This window comes from Variovorax paradoxus EPS, assembly GCF_000184745.1.
Lineage (GTDB): Bacteria > Pseudomonadota > Gammaproteobacteria > Burkholderiales > Burkholderiaceae_C > Variovorax > Variovorax paradoxus_C.
In genome coordinates this window covers 5645419-5669028 of sequence record NC_014931.1, presented here as the reverse complement: position 1 = coordinate 5669028, position 23610 = coordinate 5645419, and the positions used below count along the sequence as shown (strand labels likewise).

Here is a 23610-nt window from a genome sequence, read left to right as displayed (position 1 = left end):
AACTGCTTCCAATGACTCCTGTCGTCATCTATCCAAGCCGCCTGCGCGTCAGCCTGCTCCTCGTGGGCTCGGTCCTTTTCGTAGCCGGGGGCGTCTGGCTGCTGAGAAATCCCATCCGGGGCGACGAGTTCATGGGCTGGCTCAGCGGATGGGCCAGCATTGTCTTCTTCGGCGCGGTCGGGCTCTTTGCACTGGGCCGGGTCGTGTCGAGAAAGCCGGCGATCACGATCGATCTCGCCGGCATCACGGACAACGCATCGGGCCTGTCCGCAGGCTTCATCCCGTGGTCCGACATCACCGATGCGCAGATCGTGCATTTCCAGCAGCAGAAGTTTCTCGGCGTGTCGCTGCGCAATCCGAAGGACTACCTTGCCAAGGCCTCGCCCTTCAAGCGCATGCTGATGAAGGCCAATTCGTCGCTCGTGGGTTTCGTCATCAACATTCCCCGGATCGCGCTGCCCGTGACCCTCGAAGAAGTGCTGGCGCACATCGAGCGCTTCAGGCAGGCCGCGGCGGTTGCGCCCCGCGTGTGACGACGCAGGCGGCGCACGGCGATGAGGCAGGCACAGCGGGCAGGCAGCGCTCGGCTTGAGCGCCCTTGGCGGGGCTGGCACGCTGCACATCTGCCGCGCAATGCGCGTTGCTGAATGACGGCCGTCGTGAAAGAGATTCGCCTGGGCTGGTCGCTGGAAGTCAGCCACCTCAAGCATCAGATCCAGGCGGCTGCGAGCTGGAAACCCGAGACCGCCGCGCTGCGCCGCGACCTGGAGATCATGGCCGAGGTGGGCAACGAGGTCTTCGGCGAAGGCACGCACTGGATCGAAGAGCGGACCGTGCCCACCAAGCCTGAGTGAGTGAATGTGAAAGGGCGATGCCGTCGCTCTTTCGATTGCGTTTCCTGCGCATCCAGCCGCAGTTGAACGGCGTGCAATATGGCGCCACGCGCGCGGCCCGTCTTCCGGCGACAAGCCGCGCTGAGTCCGCAAGAAAAGCCGCTGCATGGCAGCGGCTTGATTCACCGATTCACGTCGCGCCGGCTCGGCTCAAGCTCTGGCGCAGCGCAGCGGTCTTGTGGCTCGGGTCGTCGATGGCGGAGAGGACGACGCTGCTCAATTCCGCCAAGTGCTTGAGGATGCCGGGGAGTCTGTTGTCCAGCGTTTCCGGGTCGAAGGTGGCGGACCCGGAGAGCGCTTGAAGGATGACGAGCCAGTCGAGTGATTCGCAGGCTGCGATGCGGATGACTTCGCGACGAGGGGTGTCGAGAAAATCTTTTGCTTGCGGGAGTTGCGTTGCCGGCGTGTTGGGCTCGGCGGTGGTGGTCGGGGCGCTTGTGGCGCCGTTGATAGACTTCTTCTTAGCCATGATGTGCGGGTTCTCCCAAGAGGTTGCACGTTGTGGTTAGGCTGGTTCGGTGTTCCACCACCGTTCCAGCCGCCTGAATTTGCCTCAGTAATCGCGGTCAATTTCGACTGCGACGCGCCCTGAGACGCGGCGTTCACTGCTTGAAGTTCGTCACGCGCCCAGGGCAAAACGCTCGTCATTAACCATGGCCGCCGCAAGACCCGCGCGCGGATTCACTTCCTTTGCGATCGCTTTGCCGACGGCCTTTTGCGCGATCTTGAAATCGTAGGTCGCTTGCATATTGACCCAGCCCACCGCGTCGGCCTCTTCGCCGCCGAAGTAGCGGGTCAGGCGGAGCGCGGTGTCCGGCGAGATGCCTCGGCGTTCGAGCACGATGTCATTGATGCGGGATGCCGGCACATGCAGCGCCTTCGCCAGCGCATTGGCAGTCATGCCAAGAGGTTTTAGATAGTCCTCGCGGAGGACTTCACCCGGGTGAACCGGGCGCATTCCATTTTTAAACATCGAGTTGCCCTTTCTAGGGAGATTTCGGCTGACTGGCCGGTCAGTGCGGGTCATCAATCCTCACGTCATATGGACCCGCATCACTCCACTTGAAGATCAGCCGCCACTGTTGGTTGATCCTGATGTGCCAGGCATCTTCATAGAACTTCAAGTCGTTTCCGGGCGGCATCTTCATGAATACCAGTGATGGCGCTGCATCCAGCTGTGTCAGCTTTCGCGCCGCAACATCCTTGATATTGGCGAACCGAGCGCTCTTGCCAGTGACGAACAGCTGTTCGGTGTCGGGGCAAGAGAAGGATTGAATTGCCATGGGTGATTGTATGCTGCTTACCGTTCAACGGTATAAATTGGGGCAGTATGGGATGAGTTTCAAGGCAGGTGGAAAGTTCATGCTCAAACCGCCGCTGATTCAGCGGCTTACCGCATGAATGCTGTATTCCGGGTATCGCTTGCTTGCTTTTTCTTCTTGCGGCCGTCCCGTTTGGTTTGACGCTCAGACCAACGGATGTGCTGTTCGGCAAGGAGCAAGTTCCCGGTTTTGTCCGGGCCAAAAAACTTTTGAGAAACGACAGGGTTTTTGGTGCCTTCGACAGGAATCGAACCTGTATCTGAGTCTTAGGAGGACCCCGTTCTATCCATTGAACTACGAAGACATCTGGCGCGATGGGCTGGGTAGCCGGCCGGCGAGGGGTTGCCGGTGCGCGCCGCGATTTTATAGGGTTCCCGCCGCCGCTTCGCTGCACTGCAAAAAACCGGCCAGCGCGGGCTAACCCCGATACGAAATCTCCAAGAAGTTGACCACGGTCAAGTCGACGCGGAACGCGTGCGCGCAACATCCGCCCTGTTCGTATCTCCGCTCAGATCCAAGAATAAAAAAGGGCGAACCCTACACAGATTGGAGACAGACATGACGATGAAAAACATCGCTTCGCAGGCCGTCCGCAGCTGGCCTGCAAAAGCCCTTGGCGCGGCCGTCCTGGCGTTGGCCGCAGCCACCCCCGCCTTCGCGTGGGAGCCGTCCAAACCCGTGGAGTTCGTGATCCCCGCCGGCACCGGCGGCGGCGCCGACCAGATGGGGCGGCTGCTGCAAGGCATCGTCATCAAATACAAGCTCATGAAAGAGCCGCTCATCGTCGTCAACAAGTCGGGCGGCGCGGGCGCCGAAGGCTTTCTGGCGGTGAAGGAAGCCAAGGGCGATCCGCACAAGATCATCATCTCGCTGTCGAACCTGTTCACCACGCCCATGGCCACCGGCGTGCCCTTCAACTGGAAGGACATGACGCCCGTCGCGATGCTGGCGCTCGACCAGTTCGTGCTGTGGACCAACGTCGACGCGCCCTACAAGACGGCCGGCGAATACATCGCGGCGACCAAGGCCGCGGGCCCCAACAAGTTCAAGATGGCCGGCACCGGCTCCAAGCAGGAAGACCAGATCATCACCGTGGCGCTCGAGAAAGCCACGGGCACCAAGTTCATCTACGTGCCCTTCAAGGGCGGCGGCGAAGTCGCGGTGCAGCTGGTGGGCGGCCACGTGCATTCGACGGTCAACAACCCGATCGAAGCCGTTGCGCAATGGCGCGCCGGCAAGCTGCGCGCGCTGTGCGTGTTCGACGACGAGCGCATGCCCTTCAAGGCGAAGGTGACGGACACGCAATCGTGGAACGACGTGCCCACCTGCAAGGAAGCGGGCGTGCCCACCAAGTACACGATGCTGCGCGGCATCTTCATGCCCGCCGGCGTCACGCCCGAGCAGCTCAAGTTCTATACGGACCTCTTGACCAAGGTGGCCGCCACGCCGGAGTGGAAGGAATACATGGAGAAGGGTGCCTTCAACCCGACCTTCATGACCGGCAAGCCCTTTGCCGACTGGCTCACCACGGCCGAAACGACGCACCGCACGCTGATGTCGGACGCGGGCTTCCTGGCCAGCAACAAGTAAGCCGGACTCGCGGTCGATGAATTGACGACAACCGTTCGGGCTCCCTTCGACAGGCTCAGGATGCACGGGCTCTTTCGCCTCGCCGCCCGTTCGGGCTGAGCTTGTCGAAGCCTTGCGCGGCGCTTCGACAAGCTCAGCGTGAACGGTTGGTTGTTGATCAGCGCGAAGGGTTGGTTGTTGATCAGCGCGAAGGGTTGGTTGTTGATCGGGGCGAACGGTTGGCTGTTGATCGGAGCGAACGGTTGGCTGCCGATCAGCGAACGGTTTTTTGGTTGACTGGCGCGATGGCGCTTTCTTTCTCTCACACACAAACGATGGGGGCTCCATGGAGCACGAAGAAATTTCCGATGGGGCGCCGCGTTCGGGCGTCGCCACCTACGTGGTCGAGGCGGTGGTCGCGGCGCTGCTGCTCATCATCGGGCTGGTGGTGGTGTTCGAGGCCCGCAAGCTCGGCGCGGGCTGGACGACCGATGGGCCGGGGTCGGGTTACTTCCCGTTCTTCATCGGCGTGATCATCACGATCTCGGGCGCGGGCATCCTGTACCAGGCACTGCTCGGCAAGAACCGCAACACCGAGGTGTTCGTGGATTCGGTGCAGCTCAAGCGCGTGCTCTCGGTGCTGGTGCCGGCCAGCGTGTACGTGCTGTGCATCACCTTCGTGGGGCTGTATGTCGCATCGGCGATCTACATCGCGCTCTTCATGATCGTGCTGGGCAAGTACTCGTGGGTGAAGAGCGTGATCGCGGCCCTCGCGGTCAACACGGTCTTCTTCTGCATGTTCGAGGTGTGGTTCAAGGTGCCCCTGTTCAAGGGCGCACTCGACCCCCTCCGGTTCCTCGGCTACTGAACTCACGGAGCACAGCGAAATGGACGAAATCAGCGCCCTGATGCAGGGCTTTGCAGTGATCCTGACCCCGATGAACATCGCACTGATGTTCGTGGGGATCATTCTTGGCGTGCTCATCGGCGTGCTGCCGGGGCTGGGCGGCGCCAACGGGGTGGCGATTCTGTTGCCCCTCACGTTCACGATGTCGCCGACCTCGGCCATCATCATGTTGTCGTGCATCTACTGGGGTGCGTTGTTCGGCGGGGCCATCACCTCGATTTTGTTCAACATCCCCGGCGAGCCCTGGTCGGTTGCCACCACCTTCGATGGCTATCCGATGGCACAGCAGGGCAACGCGGGTGCCGCGCTCACCACGGCTTTCACGTCGTCGTTCGTGGGTGCCTTCATCGCGGTGGTGATGATCACCTTCCTCGCGCCGCTGGTCGCGAAGTTCGCGCTCAAGTTCGGGTCGCCCGAATTCTTTGCGGTGTACTTGCTGACCTTCTGCAGCTTCGTCGGCATGGGGAAAGGGTCGCCGTTCAAGATCCTCGCGTCGATGGCGCTCGGCTTCGCGCTCGCCTCGGTCGGCATGGACACGGTCACCGGCCAACTGCGCCTGACCTTCGGCCAGCCCGAGCTGATGCGCGGCTTCGACTTCCTGATCGCGGTGATCGGCCTCTTCGGCATCGGCGAGATTTTGCTGTCGATGGAAGAGGGCCTGAAGTTCTCCGGCAAGAGCGCGAAGATCGACCCCAAGGTCGTGCTGCAGACCTGGAAGCAACTGCCGCAGTACTGGGTCACGTCGCTGCGCAGCTCGCTCATCGGCATCTGGATGGGCATCACGCCCGGCGGCGCCACACCGGCTTCGTTCATGGCCTACGGCCTCGCCAAGAAGATGTCGAAGAAGGGCTCCAAGTTCGGCACCGGCCAGATGGAAGGCGTCGTCGCCCCCGAGACCGCGGCGCACGCGGCAGGCACCAGCGCGCTGCTGCCGATGCTGGCGCTGGGCATCCCCGGTTCACCGACCGCCGCCGTGCTGCTGGGCGGCCTGCTGATCTGGGGCCTGCAGCCCGGACCGCTGCTCTTCGTCGAGCAGAAGGACTTCGTCTGGGGCCTCATCGCCAGCATGTACCTGGGCAACATCGTGGGCCTGATCGTGGTGCTGAGCACGGTGCCGCTGTTCGCCTCGATCCTGCGCATTCCGTTCTCGATCATCGCGCCGGTGATCATCGTGATCTGCGCGATCGGTGCCTACACCGTGCACAACGCGATGCTCGACATCTGGTTCATGCTCGGTTTCGGCGTCATCGGCTATCTGTTCAAGAAGCTCGACTTCCCGCTCGCGCCGCTGGTGCTTGCACTGGTGCTCGGGGACAAGGCCGAAGACTCGTTCCGGCAGGCCATGCTGGTCTCGCAAGGCGACGTGATGATCATGTTCTCCAACCCGCTGGTGGGCGGCATCACGACGCTGGCTTTGGTGCTGTTGTTCTGGCCGCTGATCTCCAAGGGCATCGCCCTCATCAAGCCGCCGAAGAAGCCCGACGAGTTCGCCGTCGAGCGTCCGGTGGATTGAACGAGAAAGCACAAGGAGCACACACATGCCAGTCATCGCACTGACCCAGGAGATGGGTTCCCTCGCCAAGGACGTTTCGGTCAAGCTCGCGGAAACGCTCTCGCTCGCCGTGATGCGCCACGAGGTCATCGACCACGTGGCCGAGAAGATGCAGGTCTCCAAGAGCCTGATCGGCCGACTGCGCGGCGGCAAGGCAGGGCTCTTCGAGCGCCTGAAGACCGACCAGCGCAGCGTTGCGCTCTACACCGCCGACGAGCTCTTCGCGCTGGCCGACCGTGGCAACGTCGTGCTGCGCGGCTGGGGCGCCACCTGCCTCTTGCGGCCCGTGCCGCACGTGGTGTGCGTGCGCATCACGCGCTCCATGGAGAAGCGCGTCGAGTGGCTGATGGGCGACCTCGAGACCGACGACGCCGCATTCGCCGAAGCCGAGATCCGCCGCAGCGACCAGGCGCACGCGGCGCGCATGCATGCGCAGTTCGGCGTGACATGGGGCGACCCGGTGCTCTACGACCTGGTGCTCAACACCGATCGCGTGACCGTCGACAGCTGCGTCGAGCAGATCCGCCAGTTGGTCGCACGGCCCGAGTTCGCGGAGACGCCCGAGTCGCGCGCGTTGCTGAAAAACATGGCGCTGCAGGCGCGCGTGAAAGCGGCGTTGAAGGAGCAGGCGGAGACGAGCGACATCCGCGTGACGGTCGATGCGAACCAGGGGGAGGTGATCCTGCGCGGGATCGTCTTGAACTCCGAAGAGCGGGCGCAAACCGAAGCGGTGGCGGCCGCCGTGCCCGGCGTGACCGGTGTGCACAACCAACTGCGGTTGATGGCGACGTCACGCCGTTTCGCATCGGCCAAGCAGACCTGAGTCGGCGCTTTGTCTTGCTCCCTCTCCCGCAAGCGGGAGAGGGAGTAAATCCCCAGGCAGCGCCTAAATCTTCCCGCGCTTGCGAAGCCGACTAAGGGTTTCCGCGGAGAGATTCAGATAAGAAGCCAGCTCCTTGCTAGGAATCCGGTCTTCCAGCTCCGGGTGCTTGCGCATGAACCGGTGCACGCGCCCCGGCGCATCGAGCAAGTGCAGCGTGATCGTGTGCGCCATGATCTCGCTCATCCCCTTCATCACCAGGTACTCGAACAGCTCCTTCGTCTCGGGGTGCCGGTTCAAGAAGGTGATCCATTCCTTCAGCGGCAGGCTCGCCACGCGGGCCTTGGTGACGCACACGATGCCGTAGGGCGTCGGCGTGCCCAGCCGCAGTGCCGCATAGCTCGTTTCCATGTCGTGTTCGTCGGCGAAGCGAAGGATCATTTCCTTGCCTTCGGGGTTGCTCACGACCCGCTTCAGGATGCCGTCGAGGATGAAGTACTGCTCCATCTCGCGCACCCCCTGGTGCAACAGGAAATCGCCCTTGTTGCCGTCCACGATCACGAGGTGGGCTTCGAGTTCTGCGCGGTCGCTCTCGCTCAGGTCCTTGAGCAGGACGTTCTGCCGGAGCTGCGCGCGAATGATGTTTTTTTCCGGGTGGTTTTCCAACAACGTCATGGGTCCCGTCTTGCTCGAATTCGCAACAACAACTTCTGGTTCCAACTTCTGGTTCAGGCCGGTGCCGTTTTCCGGAAAGTTGACCGAGGTCAACGTTCGAAAGCATGCCCCCGAATCATAGTCCCGGCTCGGGCCTCGGCCATTCACCAAAGCAGAAGGAGAGACATGTCTTCAGTAAGAACGGACAAAGAGGCATCCACGACCCTGGACGACGCCCTCAAGCCCACGAGCCGGGCCGTTGACGGCGATGCGGTCGTGCGAGCCCTCAAACCGGTGGCGGACGACGCACCGGAGGCCGAAACGACCGACGGCTTCCACCTGGTCATCGATGCGCTGAAGCTGAACGACATCGACACCATCTTCGGCCTCCCCGGCATCCCGATCACCGACCTCACGCGCATGGCGCAGGCCGAGGGCATGCGGGTCATTTCATTCCGCCACGAACAACACGCCGGCAATGCCGCAGCAGCCGCAGGCTTCTTGACGCAAAAGCCCGGCATCTGCCTCACGGTGTCCGCCCCCGGCTTCCTGAACGGCCTCACGGCGCTGGCCAACGCGACCACCAACTGCTTCCCGATGATCCTCATCAGCGGATCGAGCGAACGCGAAATCGTCGACTTGCAGCAGGGCGACTACGAAGAGATGGACCAGCTGGCCATCGCCAAGCCTCTCTGCAAGGCCGCCTTCCGCGTGCTGCACGCCGAAGACATCGGCGTGGGCATCGCTCGCGCCATCCGCTCGGCACTGTCGGGTCGCCCGGGTGGCGTGTACCTCGACCTGCCGGCCAAGCTTTTCGCGCAGACCATGGATGCGGCCAAGGGCAAGGCATCGCTCATCAAGGTGGTCGATCCGGCACCGCGCCAGATTCCCGCACCCGATGCGGTGAAGCGCGCACTCGACCTGCTCAAGGGCGCGAAGAAGCCGCTCATCCTGCTGGGCAAGGGCGCTGCGTATGCGCAGGCCGATGCCGACATCCGCGCACTGGTCGAGAAGACGGGTATTCCCTACCTGCCGATGTCGATGGCCAAGGGCCTGCTGCCCGACACGCACGTGCAATCGGCTGCCGCCGCACGCTCCTATGTGCTGCAGGAAGCCGACGTGGTGCTCCTCATCGGCGCGCGCCTCAATTGGCTGCTCTCGCACGGCAAGGGCAAGACCTGGGCCGAGGACAAGGGCGCCAAGCAGTTCATCCAGATCGACATCGCACCGACCGAGATCGACAGCAACGTGGCCATCGCCGCGCCGGTGATCGGCGACATCGGCTCCTGCGTTGCGGCGCTGTTGGGCGGCATCGACGCCAAGTGGGCCAAGCCGCCGACCGAGTGGACCGGCGCCATCGCCGAGCGCAAGGACAAGAACCTCTCGAAGATGGCCGTGACGCTCGCCGCGCGCCCGTCGCCGATGAACTTCCACAGCGCGCTCAGCGTGATCCGCGACCAGGTGAAGGCACGGCCGGACGCCATCGTGGTGAACGAAGGCGCCAACACGCTGGACTTCGCGCGGAGCATCGTGGACATGTACGAGCCGCGCAAGCGCCTGGACGTGGGCACCTGGGGAATCATGGGCATCGGCATGGGCTTTGCCGTTGCCGCGGCCGTGGTCACCGACAAGCCGGTCATCGCCATCGAGGGCGACAGCGCCTTCGGCTTCAGCGGCATGGAGGTGGAGACCATCTGCCGCTACAACCTGCCGATCTGCATCATCGTCTTCAACAACAACGGCGTGTACCGCGGCACCGACGTGAATTCGAGCGGCACCGCCGACGTGGCGCCCACCGTGTTCGTGAAGAACGCGCGCTACGACAAGCTGATGGAAGCCTTCGGCGGCGTGGGCGTCAATGCCACCACCGCCGACGAACTGCAGAAGGCCCTGACCGAGGCTGTTGCTTCGCGCCGCCCGACGCTGATCAACGCCGTCATCGACGAAACCGCGGGCACGGAGAGCGGGCGCATCACGAGCCTGAATCCCGCCACGGCGAAGAAGAAGTAATCCCATCCCGTATTCAGCATCCAGGAGATTTCACATGAGCGACAACAAACCCCTCAACGGCATCAAGATCATCGACTTCACGCACGTGCAAGCCGGTCCCGCCTGCACGCAGATGCTGGCCTGGTTCGGCGCCGACGTCATCAAGGTCGAGCGCCCCGGCGCCGGCGACGTCACACGCTCGCAGCTGCGCGACATTCCCGATGTGGACGCGCTCTACTTCACCATGCTCAACAGCAACAAGCGCTCGCTCACGCTGGACACCAAGCAGCCCGAAGGCAAGCTGGTGCTCGAGAAGCTCATCAAGGAATCGGATGTGCTGGTCGAGAACTTCGGCCCCGGCGCGCTCGACCGCATGGGCTTCACCTGGGAACGCATCCAGGAACTGAACCCGAAGATGATCGTCGCCTCGGTCAAGGGCTTCAGCGACGGCCATCACTACGAAGACCTGAAGGTGTATGAGAACGTCGCGCAGTGCGCCGGCGGCGCCGCATCGACCACCGGCTTCTGGGACGGCCCGCCCACCGTGAGCGCCGCGGCGCTCGGCGACAGCAACACCGGCATGCACCTGGCCATCGGCATCCTCACGGCCATCATCGGCCGCGAGCAGACCGGCAAGGGCCAGCGCGTGGCCTGCTCGATGCAGGACGCGGTGCTCAACCTCTGCCGCGTGAAGATGCGCGACCAGCAGCGCCTCGATCGCCTCGGCTACCTCGAGGAATATCCGCAGTACCCGCACGGCACGTTCAGCGACGTGGTGCCGCGCGGCGGCAATGCCGGCGGCGGCGGCCAGCCGGGCTGGGTGCTCAAGTGCAAGGGCTGGGAGACCGACCCGAACGCCTACATCTACTTCACCGTGCAGGGCCACGCCTGGGCGCCGATCTGCGACGCCATCGGCAAGCCCGAATGGAAGACCGACCCCGACTACATGACCGCCAAGGCGCGCCAGCCGCACATCACCGACATCTTCGCGACCATCGAAGCCTGGCTGGCCGAGAAGACCAAGTTCGAGGCGGTCGACATCCTGCGCAAGTTCGACATTCCGTGCGCGCCGGTGCTGACGATGAAGGAACTCTTGAACGACGAATCGCTGCGCGCCAGCGGCTCGATCGTGGAAGTGCCGCACAAGGAGCGCGGCAGCTACTTCACCGTGGGCAGCCCGATCAAGTTCTCGGACCTCAAGCCCGAGATCACCGGTTCGCCGCTGCTGGGCGAGCACACCGAAGAAGTGCTGGCCGAGCTGGGCTACTCCAAGGCCCAGATCGACAACCTTCGCGAAGCCAAGGCCGTCTGAGGCCGTAGCGAAAAGAGAAAGAAGCGGGAGCGCACCTTGACCTCATCGACCATCGATTTCGAGCAACTTGTCGCCGGGGCCGGCGACGCGATCATGGTCTGCGATGCCAAGGGTGCGATCACGCTGTGGAACAAGGCTGCCGAGCGCATCTTCGGCTTTACCGAAGCCGAAGCGCTCGGGCAGTCGCTGGACATCATCATCCCCATGCGACAACGCCAGAGGCATTGGGATGGCTACAACAAGACGATGGAAACGGCGGTCACCAAATACGGTGCCGACGTGCTGCGCGTGCCCGCCCTTCACAAGGACGGCCACACCCTTTCCATCGCCTTCACGGTCTCCATGCTGTTCGCCCCCGATCAAAAGGTTTCGGGCATCGTCGCCATCGTGCGCGACGAAACCGCCCGCTTCGCCGAGGAGCGCAAATTGCGCGCCCGTCTGGTAGAAGTCGAAGCCGCGACGAACAAATAAGACAGGAGACAACACGATGAGCAAGGCACTCGAAGGCGTTCGCATCCTCGACTTCACGCATGTGCAGTCGGGCCCCACCTGCACCCAGCTTCTGGCCTGGTTCGGCGCCGACGTGATCAAGGTCGAGCGCGCCGGCGAAGGCGACGCGACGCGCGCCCAGCTGCGCGACATTCCCGGTGTGGACAGCCTCTACTTCACGATGCTGAACCACAACAAGCGCTCGATCACGCTGGACACCAAGAACCCCAAGGGCAAGCAGGTCCTGGACACGCTGATCAAGACCTGCGACGTGCTGGTGGAGAACTTCGCGCCCGGCGCGCTCGACCGCATGGGCATCACCTGGGCGCACATCCAGAAGCTCAACCCGCGGATGATCGTCGCGTCGGTCAAGGGCTTCGGCCCGGGCAAGTACGAGCACTGCAAGGTCTACGAGAACGTCGCGCAATGCGCCGGCGGCGCCGCATCGACCACCGGCTTCGAAGACGGCCCGCCCGTCGTCACCGGCGCGCAGATCGGCGACAGCGGCACCGGGCTGCACCTGGCGCTGGGCATCGTCGCCGCGCTCTACCAGCGCAACAACACCGGGCGCGGCCAGCAGGTGCTCGCGCCGATGCAGGACGCCGTGCTCAACCTCTGCCGCGTGAAGATGCGCGACCAGCAGCGCCTGGAGCGCACCGGCACCATGCACGAGTACCCGCAGTACCCCGACGGCAAGTTCGGCGACGCGGTGCCGCGCGCGGGCAATGCGTCGGGCGGCGGGCAGCCGGGCTCCATCCTGAAGTGCAAGGGCTGGGAGACCGACCCGAATGCGTACATCTACTTCATCACGCAGGGCGCGGTGTGGCCCGCGGTGTGCAAGGTGATCGGCGAGGAGAGCTGGATCACCGACGAGGCCTACGCCACGCCGGCCGCGCGCCTCTTGCACCTGAAGCCCATCTTCGCGCGCATCGAGCAATGGACCATGACCAAGACCAAGTTCGAGGCCATGGACATCCTCAACGAGTTCGACATTCCCTGCGGCCCGATTCTTTCGATGAAGGAAATCGCCGCCGACGAATCGCTGCGCGAGACCGGGACCATCGTCGAGGTGGACCACCCGACGCGCGGCAAGTACCTGACCGTGGGCAACCCCATCAAGATGTCCGACAGCCGGACCGAGGTGACACGGGCGCCCTTGCTGGGCGAGCACACCGAGGACGTGCTCCGGCAATTGGGCTATGGCGTGGACGAAATTGCCATGCTGCGCACCGAGCGCGTGATTTGAATTAACGGCACGCCGGCCGATCGATAAATAAAGCGTTTTTTGCAAATGGCGAAAGCCATTTGCAATGGATAAACACGTTCCTTTTTGCCAATTCACATATAACTCATGGCAAATGCATTCAATAAAATAGTTTAACTATTATTTATCGATCATCGAATCTACATTTTGACCATGCCAGCCCACAAGCCATTTGTCGCCCGGCATTCAATTTCTAGGAGAAATTTCATGATGATCGACGATTTGCCAATTCAATACTGGAGCTCCGAGACGGAGCGCAACGCCTACAACGCGGCGTTCTACGAATTGGGTCTGCGCTGGCACTGGGACCGCGAAACCTATTGCCAATTGCTGCGCCAGAGCCAGGACGGCACCGAGCGTATTTGCCATTACCTCGCCACGCACCAGCCGCATCTGCTGCGCGCCTACGACGCCAAGTCATTGGCCGAGGTGATCGAGCAAAAGAAGGAAGTGCACCAGCAGCGCGAATTGAGCGAAGGCCTCGGACGCCGCCGCTATTTCAATTGGGCCGAAAGCCGCGGCGCGGAATTGGGCGCCTGAAGCCATCAATTGCCATGAATATCCACGAATACCAGGGCAAGGACGTATTGCGCAAATACGGCGTCACTACGCCCCGCGGATTCGCCTGCGCCTCGGCCGACGAAGCCGCCGACGCCGCCACCCGCCTGGGCGGCCGCGCCTGGGTGGTGAAGGCGCAGATCCACGCGGGTGGCCGCGGCAAGGGCGGCGGCGTGAAGCTCGCGTGGTCGGTCGACGAAGTGCGCCGGCACGCGAGCCAGATGCTCGGCATGACGCTCAAGACCCACCAGACCGGCCCCGAAGGCCGCGTGGTGAAGCGTCTCCTGGTGGAAGAAGGCATCGAGATCGACAAGGAGATGTACCTCGCCCTGGTGGTCGATCGCGAATCGGGCCGCGTGGCGCTGATGGCGTCGAGCGAAGGCGGCATGGACATCGAGGAGGTGGCAGCGCGCACGCCCGGCAAGATCCACAAGGTGCTCATCGATCCGGCCACGGGCCTGAAGGGCAGCGAGGCCGACATCGTGGCGCGCAGCATCGGCCTCTCGGGCAAGTCGGTGATGCAGGCGCGCACGCTGATGCAAAACCTGTATCAGGCGTTCGATGCGAGCGATGCGTCGCTCGCCGAGATCAACCCGCTGGTCGTGACGCGCGACGGCCGCGTGATCGCGCTCGATGCCAAGTTCAACTTCGATTCGAACGCACTCTTTCGCCAACCCGAGATCGTGGCGATGCGCGACTTCGATGAAGAAGACCCGGCCGAGCTCGAGGCCTCGCGCTTCGATCTCTCGTACATCGCGCTCGATGGCGACATCGGCTGCCTCGTCAACGGCGCGGGCCTGGCGATGGCGACGATGGACGTGATCAAGCTCTACGGCGGCTCGCCCGCCAACTTTCTCGACGTGGGCGGCGGCGCGACGGCCGAGAAAGTGACGCAGGCCTTCAAGCTGATGCTGCGCAACCCGAACCTGCGCGCGATTCTGGTCAACATCTTCGGCGGGATCATGAAGTGCGACGTGATCGCGCGGGGCGTGATCGCGGCGGCGCGCGAGGTCGAACTCTCGGTGCCGCTCGTGGTGCGCATGAAGGGCACCAACGAGAGCCTGGGCCGCACGATCCTCGCCCAATCGGGCCTGCCGATCATCACGGCCGACGACATGGCGGATGCGGCCCGAGAGGCCGTGGCCGCGGCGCGGCGGAGGAGCCACTGAGATGTCGATCCTCATCAACAAGCACACCCGCGTCATCACGCAGGGCATCACCGGCAAGACCGGCCAGTTCCACACGGCGATGTGCCGCGACTACGGCAACGGCCAGAAGTGCTTTGTCGCGGGCGTGAACCCGAACAAGGCGGGCAAGTCCTTCGACGGCATTCCGGTCTTCGGCACGGTGAAGGACGCGAAGGCCGAGACCGGCGCCACCGTCTCGGTGATCTACGTGCCGCCGCCGTTCGCCGCGGCCGCGATCGACGAGGCGGTCGATGCCGAGCTCGACCTCGTCATCTGCATCACCGAAGGCATTCCGGTGCGCGACATGATCCGCACGCGCCACCGCATGGAGGGCAGCAGGACGCTGCTGCTCGGGCCGAACTGCCCGGGGCTCATCACACCCGACGAAATCAAGATCGGGATCATGCCGGGGCACATCCACCAGCGCGGGCGCATCGGCGTGGTGTCGCGCTCGGGGACGCTGACGTATGAAGCGGCGAGCCAGTTGGCGCGCTTCGGCATCGGGCAATCGACGGTGGTGGGCATCGGCGGCGACCCGGTCGGCGGACTCAAGCACATCGACGTGCTCAAGATGTTCAACGACGACCCGCGCACCGACGCCGTGATCATGGTCGGCGAGATCGGCGGCAACGAAGAAGAGATCTGCGCGCGCTGGATCAAGGACCACATGCGCAAGCCCGTGGTCGGCTTCATCGCCGGCGCCACCGCGCCGCCCGGCAAACGCATGGGCCACGCGGGCGCCATCGTCTCGGGCGGGCGCGGCACCGCGCAGGAAAAGCTCGCGGTGATGAAGGAATGCGGCATCCATGTGACGAGCAATCCGGCGGAGATGGGGAAGCTGCTGGCATCGCTCGTCATCCCTGACTACCTCCCGTTCGACTGATCGATCGATCCATCGATCACTGGTTGAACGGCCTCGCAGATTTCAAGAAAGCACACAACAAATGAAACAGCAGAAGCAGCAGTGGGTCCGTTTCGAAGACGCCGGCAAGGCCACGTTCGGCACCGTCGAGGGCGATGCGGTGCACGAGCACCAGGGCGACATGTACGGCCGCTCCGAACCCACGGGCCGCGTGTTCGTGCTCGCGGGCCTGAAGCTGCTCACGCCCAGCGAGCCCACGAAGGTGATCGCGCTGTGGAACAACTTCCATGCGCTGGGCGCGAAGCTCAGCCTGCCGGTGCCCGCGGAGCCGCTGTATCTGCTGAAGGCCCCCAACTCTTTTGCGGCGCACGGCGATGCGATCAAGAAGCCCCTGTGCGAGGGCAAGGTGGTGTTCGAGGGCGAGCTGGGCATCGTCATCGGCAAGACCGCCACCGCCGTCAGCGAGGCCGATGCGCTCGACCACGTGTTCGGCTACACCTGCGCCAACGACGTAACCGTGGCCGACATCCTGAACCGCGACGCATCTTTCGCCCAGTGGGTGCGCGCCAAGGGCTTCGACACCTTCTGCCCCATGGGGCCGGTGGTCGCCACCGGTCTGGACCCCGCAACGCTCGTCGTGACCACCGTGCTCAACGGTGAGGAGCGCCAGAACTACCCGATCAGCGACATGCGCTTTTCCGTGCAGCGGCTGGTCAGCCTGATCTCGCAGGACATGACGCTGAATCCCGGCGACGTGATCCTGTGCGGCACCTCGGTGGGCGTCGGCTCGATGAAGCCGGGCAGCCAGGTCGAGATCGGCATCGAAGGCATCGGCAAGCTCTCCAACCGCTTCGGTTGAGACGACAAAAAGCAGCCTTGCCGGCCTCGCACAACGCATTCAAAACTACTGGGGATCGACATGAAGATTGCAGTCATCGGCGCAGGCGCCATCGGCGGCCTGGTCGGCGCGAAACTCGCGCTGGCCGGGGAAGACGTGACGTTCATCGTGCGCGGCGCGAACCTCGCGGCCATCAAGGCGAACGGCTTCAAGCTGGTCTCGGCCGAGGGCGAGGAGCAGGTCGCGCGCAACGTGAAGGCCACCGACAGCTACGACGAGGCCGGCCCGCAGGACATCGTCATCCTCGCGATGAAGGCGCACCAGGTCGAGGCCGTGGCCAACGACGTGCCCAAGCTCTTCGGCCCCGAGACCATGGTCGTGACGATGCAGAACGGCATTCCGTACTGGTACTTCCACAACCACGGCGGCGCGCTCGCGGGCACGCCGGTGCGCAGCGTCGACCCCACGGGGCTGGTGAGCGCGAAGTTGCCGGCGGAGCGGGTGATCGGCTGCGTGGTGTATCCCGCGTCCGAGCTCATCGCGCCGGGCGTGGTGAAGCACATCGAAGGCGATCGCTTCCCGGTCGGCGAGCTCGATGGCTCGTCGAGCGAGCGCGTGAACCGCGTCTCGGCATGCTTCACCGGCGCGGGCTTCAAGGCACCGGTGCTGGACAACATCCGCGCGGAGATCTGGCTCAAGCTCTGGGGCAACCTCACCTTCAACCCGATCAGCAGCCTCTCGCATTCGACGCTGGTGGACATCTGCCAGTACCCGCCGTCGCGCGATCTCGCGGCCGCGATGATGCGCGAGGCCCAGGCCGTCGCGCACAAGCTGGGCATCGAGTTCCGCGTGACGCTGGAAAAGCGCATCGCCGGCGCAGAGAAGGTCGGCAAGCACAAGACCTCGATGCTGCAGGACGTCGAAGCCGGCCGCGCGCCGGAGATCGATGCACTCGTGGGCGCGGTGGTCGAACTGGCGCGGCTCACCGACACATCGACGCCGCACATCGACACCGTGTACACGCTGGTGAAACTGCTGGCGCGGACCATGGAAGAGCAGCGGGGGCGCGTCAAGCTCCATGAGGTCGCGGCATGAGCACCATGTCTTTCTCCCTCTCCCCTTGGGGAGAGGGTGGGGGTGAGGGCATGGGCCTTCACACGCGCGCCGCTTCCGCCATCGCCGTCGGCCCTCACCCCAGCCCTCTCCCCAAGGGGAGAGGGAGCAACAGCCGCAACGCGAGCGACTATCCGAAAACAGAGGCCATCCCATGAGACGCACACGCAGCGCAAAGATCGTCGCCACGCTCGGCCCGGCCACACCCGACGAGCAAGCCATTCGCGCGCTGTTCGAGCGTGGCGTGGATGTGTTCCGGCTGAACTTCAGCCACGGCTCGCAGCACGACCATGCGCGCCGGCTGGAGGCGATCCGCCGGCTCGAGAAAGAGTTCGGCCGGCCCATCGGCGTGCTGCTCGACCTGCAAGGCCCGAAGCTCCGGCTGGGCACCTTCGAAGGCGGGCGCGCGCAGCTCGAAGCAGGGCGGCGCTTTCGTCTCGACATGGACACGAAGACGAATGGTGACTACCGCCGTGCGCCGCTGCCGCACCCCGAGATCTTCGCGGCGCTGCAGGCCGGCACCGACCTCTTGCTGGACGACGGCAAGTTGCGCCTGCGCGTGGAGAGCCATGGCGCCGATTTCGCGGAGACGACCGTCATCGTCGGCGGACCGATCTCGGACCGGAAAGGCGTCAACGTGCCGAGCGTGCTGTTGCCGATCTCGCCGCTCACACCGAAGGACCGCGACGATCTGGACTTCGGCCTCTCGATGGGCGTCGACTGGGTCGCGCTCTCGTTCGTGCAAAGACCCGAAGACATCACCGAGGCGCGCGAGATCATCGGCAAGCGCGCATGGATCATGGCCAAGCTGGAGAAGCCCGCGGCCATCGAGCACCTGGACGGCATCGTCGCGCTGGCCGACGGCGTCATGGTCGCGCGCGGTGATCTCGGCGTGGAATTGCCGCCCGAGCAGGTGCCCGAATTGCAGCGCCGCATCGTGCGCGCCTGCCGCCAGCACGGCAAGCCGGTGGTGGTGGCCACGCAGATGCTCGAATCGATGATCGCGGCGCCCGTGCCCACGCGCGCCGAAGTGTCCGACGTGGCAACCGCCATCTACGACGGCGTCGATGCCGTGATGCTCTCGGCCGAATCGGCCTCGGGCAAGTACCCGCTCGAAGCGGTCGGCATGATGGACCGCATCGTCGCGCGCGTGGAGGCCGACCCGTCGTACCGCACCGGCATCGATGCGACGCACGATGCGGCGCTCTCGACCACGGCCGATGCCGTGTGCGCCTCGATGCGGCAGGTGGCCGCGCTGCTCACGCCGGCGGCCACCGTCACCTACACCTCCTCGGGTTTCACGAGCCTGCGCGCCGCGCGCGAGCGGCCCGCGGTGCCGATCCTGAGCTTGACGCCCGACGTCGCGGCCGCGCGCCGCATGGCGATGGTGTGGGGTGTGCACGCGGCGCTGGTTGACGATGTGCACGACGTGGCCGAGATGATCGACTGCGCCTGCCGCACCGCGCAGGCCGAAGGCTTCGCGAAAGCGGGCGACGATGTGGTGGTGGTGGCGGGGCTGCCGTTCGGCTTGTCTGGCACGACGAACCTGTTGCACGTTGCGCGGATACCGAACTGATGCCGATCGCCTGGGAAGAACATTGCCCCCACCCACCGTTCACGCTGAGCTTGTCGAAGCGCCGCGCGAGGTTTCGACAAGCTCAACCCGAACGGTCGGGGTTCTCAACCCGAACGGTCGGGGTTCTCAGCCCGAACGGTCGGGGTTCTCAGCCCGAACGATCTTTTGACCCTGCCTGATGAAGCACGCAACCCTGCGCCAGTTGAAGGTCTTCGAGGCCGTCGCGCGGCTCTTGAGTTTTTCGCGCGCGGCGGAGGAGCTTCACCTCACCCAACCCGCCGTCTCCACGCAGGTCGCCAAGCTCGAGGAGCATGCGGGCAACGTGCTGTTCGAGCAGTTCGGCAAGAAGATCTTCCTCACGCCCGCGGGCGCCGAGCTGCTGCAGATCAGCCGCGCGATCATCCAGCAGTTCGAGGCGGCCGAGAACGCGATGATGCAGTTCAAGGGCGTCTCGGGCGGCAAGCTCAATGTGGGCGTCATCAGCGCGGGCGACTACTTCTTTCCGCGCCTGTTGGTCGAGTTCGCAAGCCGCCATCGCGGCGTGACGCTGAACTTCACCGTGCACAACCGCGAGGGCCTGTTGACCCACATCGCGGAGAACCTCACCGACCTCGCGATCATGGTGCGGCCGCCCACCGACCTCGACACATCGAACCAGGCCTTTGCCCCGCACCCCTACGTGATCGTTGCGCCGCCGACGCATCCGCTGGTCGGCGTGCCGGGCATTCCACTGAAGCGTTTGATGCGCGAGCCGTTCGTCGTGCGCGAGAAGGCATCGGACACCTGGCACTCGATGGAAGACGGCTTCGGGCGCGAGCTGGAGCACATCAACATCGCGATGGAAATCCGCAGCACCGAGACGATCAAGCAGGCGGTGATCGCGGGCATGGGCGTGAGCTTCGTCTCTGCGCACACCATCAGCCAGGAGCTGAAGGCCGGCAGCTTGTGCGTGCTCGACGTGGAAGGTTTTCCGTTGATGCTCAACTGGTACGTGGTGCACCGCCGCACCAAGCGCCTGCCGCCGGTGGCGCAAGCCTTCAAGGACTTTCTGCTGAGCGATGGCGCATCGCTGATCTCGCAGATCGTGCCGTTCAAACCTCTGGAGTCACGACAACCGCAGGCCTGAAAAAACAAAAGAGCGCTTGAAGCGCTCTTTGTCTTTGGGGCGGGGCACGATCGATCAGTTGGTCAGTGCGCTGCGGATGCTCTTGCGGTGTTGCACGAGTGCGGCGCGAGCGGCCTTGTACATGATCACGATGGGCATTGCGGCGACCAGATCGCGGAGGGCTTCGTCGTTGGTGGCCGATTGGGGGGCAGTGCGGATCGCGCGGGAATCGAGGGTGGTGTTGCTCATGGAAATGCTCCTAAGAAGTTGAATCAAAAAGACTGAAGGGATTACCCGCAATTTTAGGGTTTACCCTAGACGATCGCAAACGCTGATTTCGCGTTTCTTGACCTAGGTCAATTTTTCTCCCGATGGATGTGGGGTGCAAGCGTGCACTGAGGCCTTTGTTCGGGCCTTGTCCGGAGCGGGTGCACAGGCCACCGGGTACTCCCCTCCGCGAATGTCCCCCGCTTCGCTCCTCCTTTATTTCGCTGCGGGGAGCACCCGATGCCCTGCGCACTTGGGCACGCTGCTGGCATATCGCTGATCAACGACCGCTCTGAAAACGATCACGCCGATGGGGTGCCTTGCGCAGCGAAATCAAGGAGGAGGGGCGAAGCCCCGGGGGACATTCGCGGAGCAAGGTACCCCGTCGGCGTGATCGCCGCCCTGAATAACAGCGCCAAGAACAACAGCGCAGCATCACCAAGCCCTTCCAAAAACGAAGCCAAGTGCTAGGGATATCTCGGGGGTCTCAACAACTCGCGATTCGTGTGAACTTGACTGCGGTCAAGAGTTTTTGAGTCGTGCAGTCCGACAGTCATCCACGCGCAAAAACAAGTGATTCATTTCCGTTTTTCACTCGACTGATTGCGTCGTCTTTCCCGAGACCGTCGGACTCATCAAAACATTAAGGACAACTCCATGACTCGGCCAACCACCACGATTGCGGGTTCCAACCCCGCGATGTATCCACCTTCGGATTCCACCTACGCCGTCACCGCCAAGCGGTCCGAAGCGTATCGATGGGGACAGTTGCTGATCGGCATCGTCTGCATGGCGATGATCGCGAACCTGCAGTACGGCTGGACCCTCTTCGTCAACCCCATCGCTGAAAAGCACGGCTGGAGCCGCGCCGCCATCCAGGTGGCCTTCACCATCTTCGTGCTCACCGAAACCTGGCTCGTGCCCATCGAGGGCTATCTGGTCGACCGCTTCGGCCCACGCCCCGTGGTGCTCGTGGGCGGCGTGCTCTGCGGCCTTGGGTGGGTGATGAATTCGTTCGCTGCGTCGCTGCCGATGCTCTACGTTGCGGCGGCCGTCGGCGGTATCGGCGCGGGCGCGGTGTACGGCACCTGCGTGGGCAATGCGCTCAAGTGGTTTCCCGATCGTCGCGGGCTTGCAGCGGGCATGACCGCCGCGGGCTTCGGTGCCGGCTCGGCCCTCACGATCATCCCGATCTCCGTGATGATCAAGACCAGCGGCTACGAGTCTGCGTTTCTCTATTTTGGGATCGGTCAGGGCGTGATCGTCTTCGCCCTGGCCTGGTTGCTCACCCGTGCACCCGATCACGTGAAGGCGGCGTCGAGCCGCGGCAACGTGCAGCAGTCGCAGCGCGACTACGCACCGTCGGAGGTACTGCGTTCGCCCATCTTCTGGGTGATGTACGCGATGTTCGTGATGGTGGCGGCCGGCGGCCTCATGGCCACCGCGCAGCTCGCGCCCATTGCGCAGGACTTCAAGATCATGGACGTGCCGGTCAACATCATGGGCCTGGTGCTGCCCGCGCTGACCTTCGCGCTCGCCATCGACCGCGTGCTCAACGGCCTGACGCGGCCCTTCTTCGGCTGGGTCTCCGACAAGATCGGCCGCGAGCAGACGATGTTCGTCGCCTTCGCGCTCGAAGCGGTCGGCATCCTGGCGCTGTACCACTACGGACAGAACCCCATCCTCTTCGTGCTGCTGACCGGCATGGTGTTCTTCGCCTGGGGCGAGATCTACAGCCTGTTCCCATCGACCTGCGCCGACACCTTCGGCTCCAAGTACGCCGCGTCGAACGCCGGCATGCTCTACACCGCGAAGGGCACGGCCTCGCTGCTGGTGCCGCTCTCCAGCGTGCTCGCCGCATCCACCGGCAGCTGGCATGCGGTGTTCATCGTCGCGAGCGCAGTGAATGCCGCGGCCGCGCTGATGGCCTGGTTCGTGTTGCGTCCGATGCGCCGCAAGCACATCGAGGCCAGCCGCCAGGCGTCCTGATTCCATTGTTCTTTCAGTCAGCGAAGGCCGATGCGCGAGGCGCGCGAGCGCAGCACGTCGGCCCGCCACGGGTCGGTGGCTTCGAGGGTGTCGGCCGCGACCTGCAAGGCGCGCATCTGCTCCACGTCCTCGATGAGCTTGCGGGGGCTGAGCAAGGCCTCCACGAGCATGAAGGCCTCGTCGGCGAGGCCCCGGAGCGCATCGGCAAGGCGCTCGGCGCCCTTCGCCTGTACGGAGTGACCAAGGGTCGGCATGAGTGGCTCCCGGTTGCATTGAAGGTTGAAGGTTGAACGCCTTCATCTTCTGCCCGGTCACCGCCCAAGTAAAACGAGATTAATTGCCAGTTGAATGCAAAAATAATGCATTCAACGAGGGCGCCTCGATGGACATCAACCTGGCCCGCACCTTTCTCGCGATCGTCGAGACGCGCAGCTTCCAGCGCGCCGCGGAGCGCCTGCATGTGACGCAGACCTCGGTGAGCGCACGCGTGCGAACGCTCGAAGAACTGCTGCGCCGCAAGCTCTTCGTGCGCAACAAGGCCGGTGCCGCCCTCACGCGCGCGGGCGAACAATTTCTTCCTCATGCGACGACGCTCGTGCAGGTGTGGGAGCGGGCGCGCCACCAGGTGGCGGTGCCCGATGGCAGCCAGGCGGTGCTCGCGGCCGGTTGCGAGATCAGCCTGTGGGACCCGCTGCTGCTGCGCTGGCTGCTGTGGCTGCGCCAGACCGCGCCGCAGCTCGCGGTTCGCACCGAGGTCGGCTTTCCGCACGACCTGCTCGACAAGGTGGCGGCGGGCGTGCTTGATATCGCCATCGTCTATGCCCCGCAGCAGCGGCCGGGGCTGCGCGTGGAATTGCTCATCGAAGAAAAGCTCGTGATGGTCACGACCGCCAAGCGCCCGCGCGTGCCGCGGCCGGCGGACTACGTGTACGTCGACTGGGGCCCGGAGTTCGCGGCGCAGCACGGCCTTGCGTTTCCCGAACTCTCCAACGCGGCGGTGAAGGCAGGGCTCGGGCCGCTCGGCCGCGAGTACCTGCTGGCCGCGGGTGGCACCGGCTACTTCCGGCTCGACGTGGTGCGCGCGCATCTCGAATCGGGGCATCTGCGGCGCGTGCCCAACACGCCGGAGTTTCTCTACCCCGCGTACGCGGTCTACGCGGTGGGCGCCGATCCGGCCATCGTCGGGCCGGCGCTCGCGGGTTTGCGCGAGGTCTCTGCCGGCGGCGCCCGGCCCCTTGTTTCCGGGAAATTGACCTGAGTCAAGGCCATTGCCTTCTTATTCCCTGACAGTGCCCCCACAGCGGGAAACCACGGTTTTCCTGGGACGCGGCCTCCGAGCCGGGA

General features: G+C 64.2%; 25 protein-coding genes and 1 tRNA gene. 19 read left to right on the top strand and 7 right to left on the bottom strand.

The features are described 5' to 3' along the window. Positions 1-11: 11 nt before the first annotated feature. Complete coding sequence (locus tag VARPA_RS25995; RefSeq protein ID WP_013543573.1) at positions 12-533, top strand: STM3941 family protein; 522 nt, start codon at positions 12-14, stop codon at positions 531-533. A 114-nt stretch (positions 534-647) separates the two neighbouring features. Next, on the top strand, positions 648-854 hold the full coding sequence (locus VARPA_RS25990) for a hypothetical protein (RefSeq protein ID WP_013543572.1): 207 nt from the start codon (positions 648-650) through the stop codon (positions 852-854). 169 nt (positions 855-1023) lie between these two features. On the opposite strand, the gene VARPA_RS25985 is transcribed toward VARPA_RS25990, so the two are convergent. The 4 genes from VARPA_RS25985 to VARPA_RS25970 form a co-directional block, all read right to left on the bottom strand. Further along, the gene (locus tag VARPA_RS25985; protein ID WP_013543571.1) at positions 1024-1362 is read right to left on the bottom strand and encodes a hypothetical protein; all 339 of its coding nucleotides are present in this window, start codon (positions 1360-1362) and stop codon (positions 1024-1026) included. 150 nt (positions 1363-1512) lie between these two features. Continuing rightward, positions 1513-1866, bottom strand: a complete 354-nt coding sequence (locus VARPA_RS25980) for a HigA family addiction module antitoxin (protein WP_013543570.1) — start codon at positions 1864-1866, stop codon at positions 1513-1515. A 40-nt stretch (positions 1867-1906) separates the two neighbouring features. After that, positions 1907-2176 carry a type II toxin-antitoxin system RelE/ParE family toxin gene (locus VARPA_RS25975; RefSeq protein ID WP_013543569.1) on the bottom strand — a complete coding sequence of 90 codons (270 nt, stop codon included), beginning with the start codon at positions 2174-2176 and terminating at the stop codon, positions 1907-1909. A gap of 268 nt (positions 2177-2444) precedes the next feature. Continuing rightward, positions 2445-2519, bottom strand: a tRNA-Arg gene (locus VARPA_RS25970). A 254-nt stretch (positions 2520-2773) separates the two neighbouring features. Between VARPA_RS25970 and VARPA_RS25965 the strand changes: the two genes are divergently transcribed. The 4 genes from VARPA_RS25965 to VARPA_RS25950 all read left to right on the top strand — a co-directional run bounded on the left by VARPA_RS25965 (position 2774) and on the right by VARPA_RS25950 (position 7066). Next, positions 2774-3805, top strand: a complete 1032-nt coding sequence (locus VARPA_RS25965) for a Bug family tripartite tricarboxylate transporter substrate binding protein (RefSeq protein ID WP_013543568.1) — start codon at positions 2774-2776, stop codon at positions 3803-3805. Positions 3806-4130: 325 nt separating this feature from the next. Continuing rightward, entirely contained in the window at positions 4131-4652 is a 522-nt protein-coding gene (locus VARPA_RS25960) for a tripartite tricarboxylate transporter TctB family protein (RefSeq protein ID WP_013543566.1), read from the top strand. Between the two features lie 19 nt (positions 4653-4671). Beyond that, positions 4672-6204, top strand: a complete 1533-nt coding sequence (locus VARPA_RS25955; protein ID WP_013543565.1) for a tripartite tricarboxylate transporter permease — start codon at positions 4672-4674, stop codon at positions 6202-6204. 25 nt (positions 6205-6229) lie between these two features. Beyond that, the gene (locus VARPA_RS25950; RefSeq protein WP_013543564.1) at positions 6230-7066 is read left to right on the top strand and encodes a cytidylate kinase family protein; all 837 of its coding nucleotides are present in this window, start codon (positions 6230-6232) and stop codon (positions 7064-7066) included. A gap of 63 nt (positions 7067-7129) precedes the next feature. Here VARPA_RS25950 and VARPA_RS25945 read toward each other — a convergent pair whose 3' ends face one another. Next, complete coding sequence (locus VARPA_RS25945; RefSeq protein ID WP_013543563.1) at positions 7130-7738, bottom strand: Crp/Fnr family transcriptional regulator; 609 nt, start codon at positions 7736-7738, stop codon at positions 7130-7132. 165 nt (positions 7739-7903) lie between these two features. Between VARPA_RS25945 and oxc the strand changes: the two genes are divergently transcribed. The 11 genes from oxc to VARPA_RS25890 all read left to right on the top strand — a co-directional run bounded on the left by oxc (position 7904) and on the right by VARPA_RS25890 (position 20031). Next, on the top strand, positions 7904-9727 hold the full coding sequence (gene oxc / locus VARPA_RS25940) for an oxalyl-CoA decarboxylase (protein WP_013543562.1): 1824 nt from the start codon (positions 7904-7906) through the stop codon (positions 9725-9727). Between the two features lie 34 nt (positions 9728-9761). Then, entirely contained in the window at positions 9762-11018 is a 1257-nt protein-coding gene (frc, locus tag VARPA_RS25935) for a formyl-CoA transferase (protein WP_013543561.1), read from the top strand. 36 nt (positions 11019-11054) lie between these two features. Next, positions 11055-11489 (top strand): PAS domain-containing protein, encoded by a 435-nt coding sequence (locus VARPA_RS25930; RefSeq protein ID WP_013543560.1) that lies wholly within the window; start codon positions 11055-11057, stop codon positions 11487-11489. 16 nt (positions 11490-11505) lie between these two features. Beyond that, entirely contained in the window at positions 11506-12753 is a 1248-nt protein-coding gene (frc, locus tag VARPA_RS25925; RefSeq protein ID WP_013543559.1) for a formyl-CoA transferase, read from the top strand. 225 nt (positions 12754-12978) lie between these two features. Beyond that, positions 12979-13311 (top strand): hypothetical protein, encoded by a 333-nt coding sequence (locus VARPA_RS25920; protein ID WP_013543558.1) that lies wholly within the window; start codon positions 12979-12981, stop codon positions 13309-13311. Between the two features lie 14 nt (positions 13312-13325). Beyond that, positions 13326-14498: an ADP-forming succinate--CoA ligase subunit beta gene (gene sucC, locus VARPA_RS25915; protein WP_013543557.1), complete on the top strand. Its 1173-nt coding sequence runs from the start codon at positions 13326-13328 to the stop codon at positions 14496-14498. 1 nt (position 14499) lies between these two features. After that, positions 14500-15399: a succinate--CoA ligase subunit alpha gene (gene sucD, locus VARPA_RS25910; RefSeq protein WP_013543556.1), complete on the top strand. Its 900-nt coding sequence runs from the start codon at positions 14500-14502 to the stop codon at positions 15397-15399. Between the two features lie 61 nt (positions 15400-15460). Next, entirely contained in the window at positions 15461-16237 is a 777-nt protein-coding gene (locus VARPA_RS25905) for a fumarylacetoacetate hydrolase family protein (RefSeq protein ID WP_013543555.1), read from the top strand. Positions 16238-16297: 60 nt separating this feature from the next. Next, entirely contained in the window at positions 16298-17311 is a 1014-nt protein-coding gene (locus VARPA_RS25900) for a 2-dehydropantoate 2-reductase (RefSeq protein WP_013543554.1), read from the top strand. A 172-nt stretch (positions 17312-17483) separates the two neighbouring features. After that, entirely contained in the window at positions 17484-18905 is a 1422-nt protein-coding gene (gene pyk, locus VARPA_RS25895) for a pyruvate kinase (RefSeq protein ID WP_013543552.1), read from the top strand. 178 nt (positions 18906-19083) lie between these two features. Beyond that, entirely contained in the window at positions 19084-20031 is a 948-nt protein-coding gene (locus VARPA_RS25890) for a LysR family transcriptional regulator (protein ID WP_013543551.1), read from the top strand. 54 nt (positions 20032-20085) lie between these two features. Here the strand turns inward: VARPA_RS25890 and VARPA_RS31455 are convergent, their stop codons facing one another. Then, a complete protein-coding gene (locus VARPA_RS31455) occupies positions 20086-20259 on the bottom strand; it encodes a hypothetical protein (RefSeq protein ID WP_013543550.1) in 174 nt (57 codons plus the stop codon). Positions 20260-20976: 717 nt separating this feature from the next. Here VARPA_RS31455 and oxlT point away from each other — a divergent pair. Beyond that, a complete protein-coding gene (gene oxlT, locus VARPA_RS25885; protein WP_373423469.1) occupies positions 20977-22266 on the top strand; it encodes an oxalate/formate MFS antiporter in 1290 nt (429 codons plus the stop codon). A gap of 17 nt (positions 22267-22283) precedes the next feature. Here the strand turns inward: oxlT and VARPA_RS25880 are convergent, their stop codons facing one another. Next, positions 22284-22520: a hypothetical protein gene (locus tag VARPA_RS25880; RefSeq protein ID WP_013543548.1), complete on the bottom strand. Its 237-nt coding sequence runs from the start codon at positions 22518-22520 to the stop codon at positions 22284-22286. Positions 22521-22648: 128 nt separating this feature from the next. On the opposite strand from VARPA_RS25880, the gene VARPA_RS25875 reads away from it, so the two are divergent. Next, positions 22649-23524 carry a LysR family transcriptional regulator gene (locus VARPA_RS25875; RefSeq protein ID WP_013543547.1) on the top strand — a complete coding sequence of 292 codons (876 nt, stop codon included), beginning with the start codon at positions 22649-22651 and terminating at the stop codon, positions 23522-23524. The last annotated feature ends 86 nt before the right edge of the window (positions 23525-23610 follow it).

Coding starts and splice junctions, on each gene's coding strand:
- VARPA_RS25985 (WP_013543571.1), bottom strand. CDS start 1,362: ATGGCTAAGAAGAAGTCTATCAACGGCGCCACAAGCGCCCCGACCACC.
- sucD (WP_013543556.1), top strand. CDS start 14,500: ATGTCGATCCTCATCAACAAGCACACCCGCGTCATCACGCAGGGCATC.
- VARPA_RS25950 (WP_013543564.1), top strand. CDS start 6,230: ATGCCAGTCATCGCACTGACCCAGGAGATGGGTTCCCTCGCCAAGGAC.
- VARPA_RS25965 (WP_013543568.1), top strand. CDS start 2,774: ATGACGATGAAAAACATCGCTTCGCAGGCCGTCCGCAGCTGGCCTGCA.
- VARPA_RS25945 (WP_013543563.1), bottom strand. CDS start 7,738: ATGACGTTGTTGGAAAACCACCCGGAAAAAAACATCATTCGCGCGCAG.
- frc (WP_013543559.1), top strand. CDS start 11,506: ATGAGCAAGGCACTCGAAGGCGTTCGCATCCTCGACTTCACGCATGTG.
- oxc (WP_013543562.1), top strand. CDS start 7,904: ATGTCTTCAGTAAGAACGGACAAAGAGGCATCCACGACCCTGGACGAC.
- VARPA_RS25990 (WP_013543572.1), top strand. CDS start 648: ATGACGGCCGTCGTGAAAGAGATTCGCCTGGGCTGGTCGCTGGAAGTC.
- pyk (WP_013543552.1), top strand. CDS start 17,484: ATGAGACGCACACGCAGCGCAAAGATCGTCGCCACGCTCGGCCCGGCC.
- VARPA_RS25960 (WP_013543566.1), top strand. CDS start 4,131: ATGGAGCACGAAGAAATTTCCGATGGGGCGCCGCGTTCGGGCGTCGCC.
- sucC (WP_013543557.1), top strand. CDS start 13,326: ATGAATATCCACGAATACCAGGGCAAGGACGTATTGCGCAAATACGGC.
- VARPA_RS25975 (WP_013543569.1), bottom strand. CDS start 2,176: ATGGCAATTCAATCCTTCTCTTGCCCCGACACCGAACAGCTGTTCGTC.
- VARPA_RS25955 (WP_013543565.1), top strand. CDS start 4,672: ATGGACGAAATCAGCGCCCTGATGCAGGGCTTTGCAGTGATCCTGACC.
- VARPA_RS25905 (WP_013543555.1), top strand. CDS start 15,461: ATGAAACAGCAGAAGCAGCAGTGGGTCCGTTTCGAAGACGCCGGCAAG.
- VARPA_RS25875 (WP_013543547.1), top strand. CDS start 22,649: ATGGACATCAACCTGGCCCGCACCTTTCTCGCGATCGTCGAGACGCGC.
- oxlT (WP_373423469.1), top strand. CDS start 20,977: ATGTATCCACCTTCGGATTCCACCTACGCCGTCACCGCCAAGCGGTCC.
- VARPA_RS25880 (WP_013543548.1), bottom strand. CDS start 22,520: ATGCCGACCCTTGGTCACTCCGTACAGGCGAAGGGCGCCGAGCGCCTT.
- VARPA_RS31455 (WP_013543550.1), bottom strand. CDS start 20,259: ATGAGCAACACCACCCTCGATTCCCGCGCGATCCGCACTGCCCCCCAA.
- VARPA_RS25980 (WP_013543570.1), bottom strand. CDS start 1,866: ATGTTTAAAAATGGAATGCGCCCGGTTCACCCGGGTGAAGTCCTCCGC.
- frc (WP_013543561.1), top strand. CDS start 9,762: ATGAGCGACAACAAACCCCTCAACGGCATCAAGATCATCGACTTCACG.
- VARPA_RS25890 (WP_013543551.1), top strand. CDS start 19,084: ATGAAGCACGCAACCCTGCGCCAGTTGAAGGTCTTCGAGGCCGTCGCG.
- VARPA_RS25920 (WP_013543558.1), top strand. CDS start 12,979: ATGATGATCGACGATTTGCCAATTCAATACTGGAGCTCCGAGACGGAG.
- VARPA_RS25995 (WP_013543573.1), top strand. CDS start 12: ATGACTCCTGTCGTCATCTATCCAAGCCGCCTGCGCGTCAGCCTGCTC.
- VARPA_RS25900 (WP_013543554.1), top strand. CDS start 16,298: ATGAAGATTGCAGTCATCGGCGCAGGCGCCATCGGCGGCCTGGTCGGC.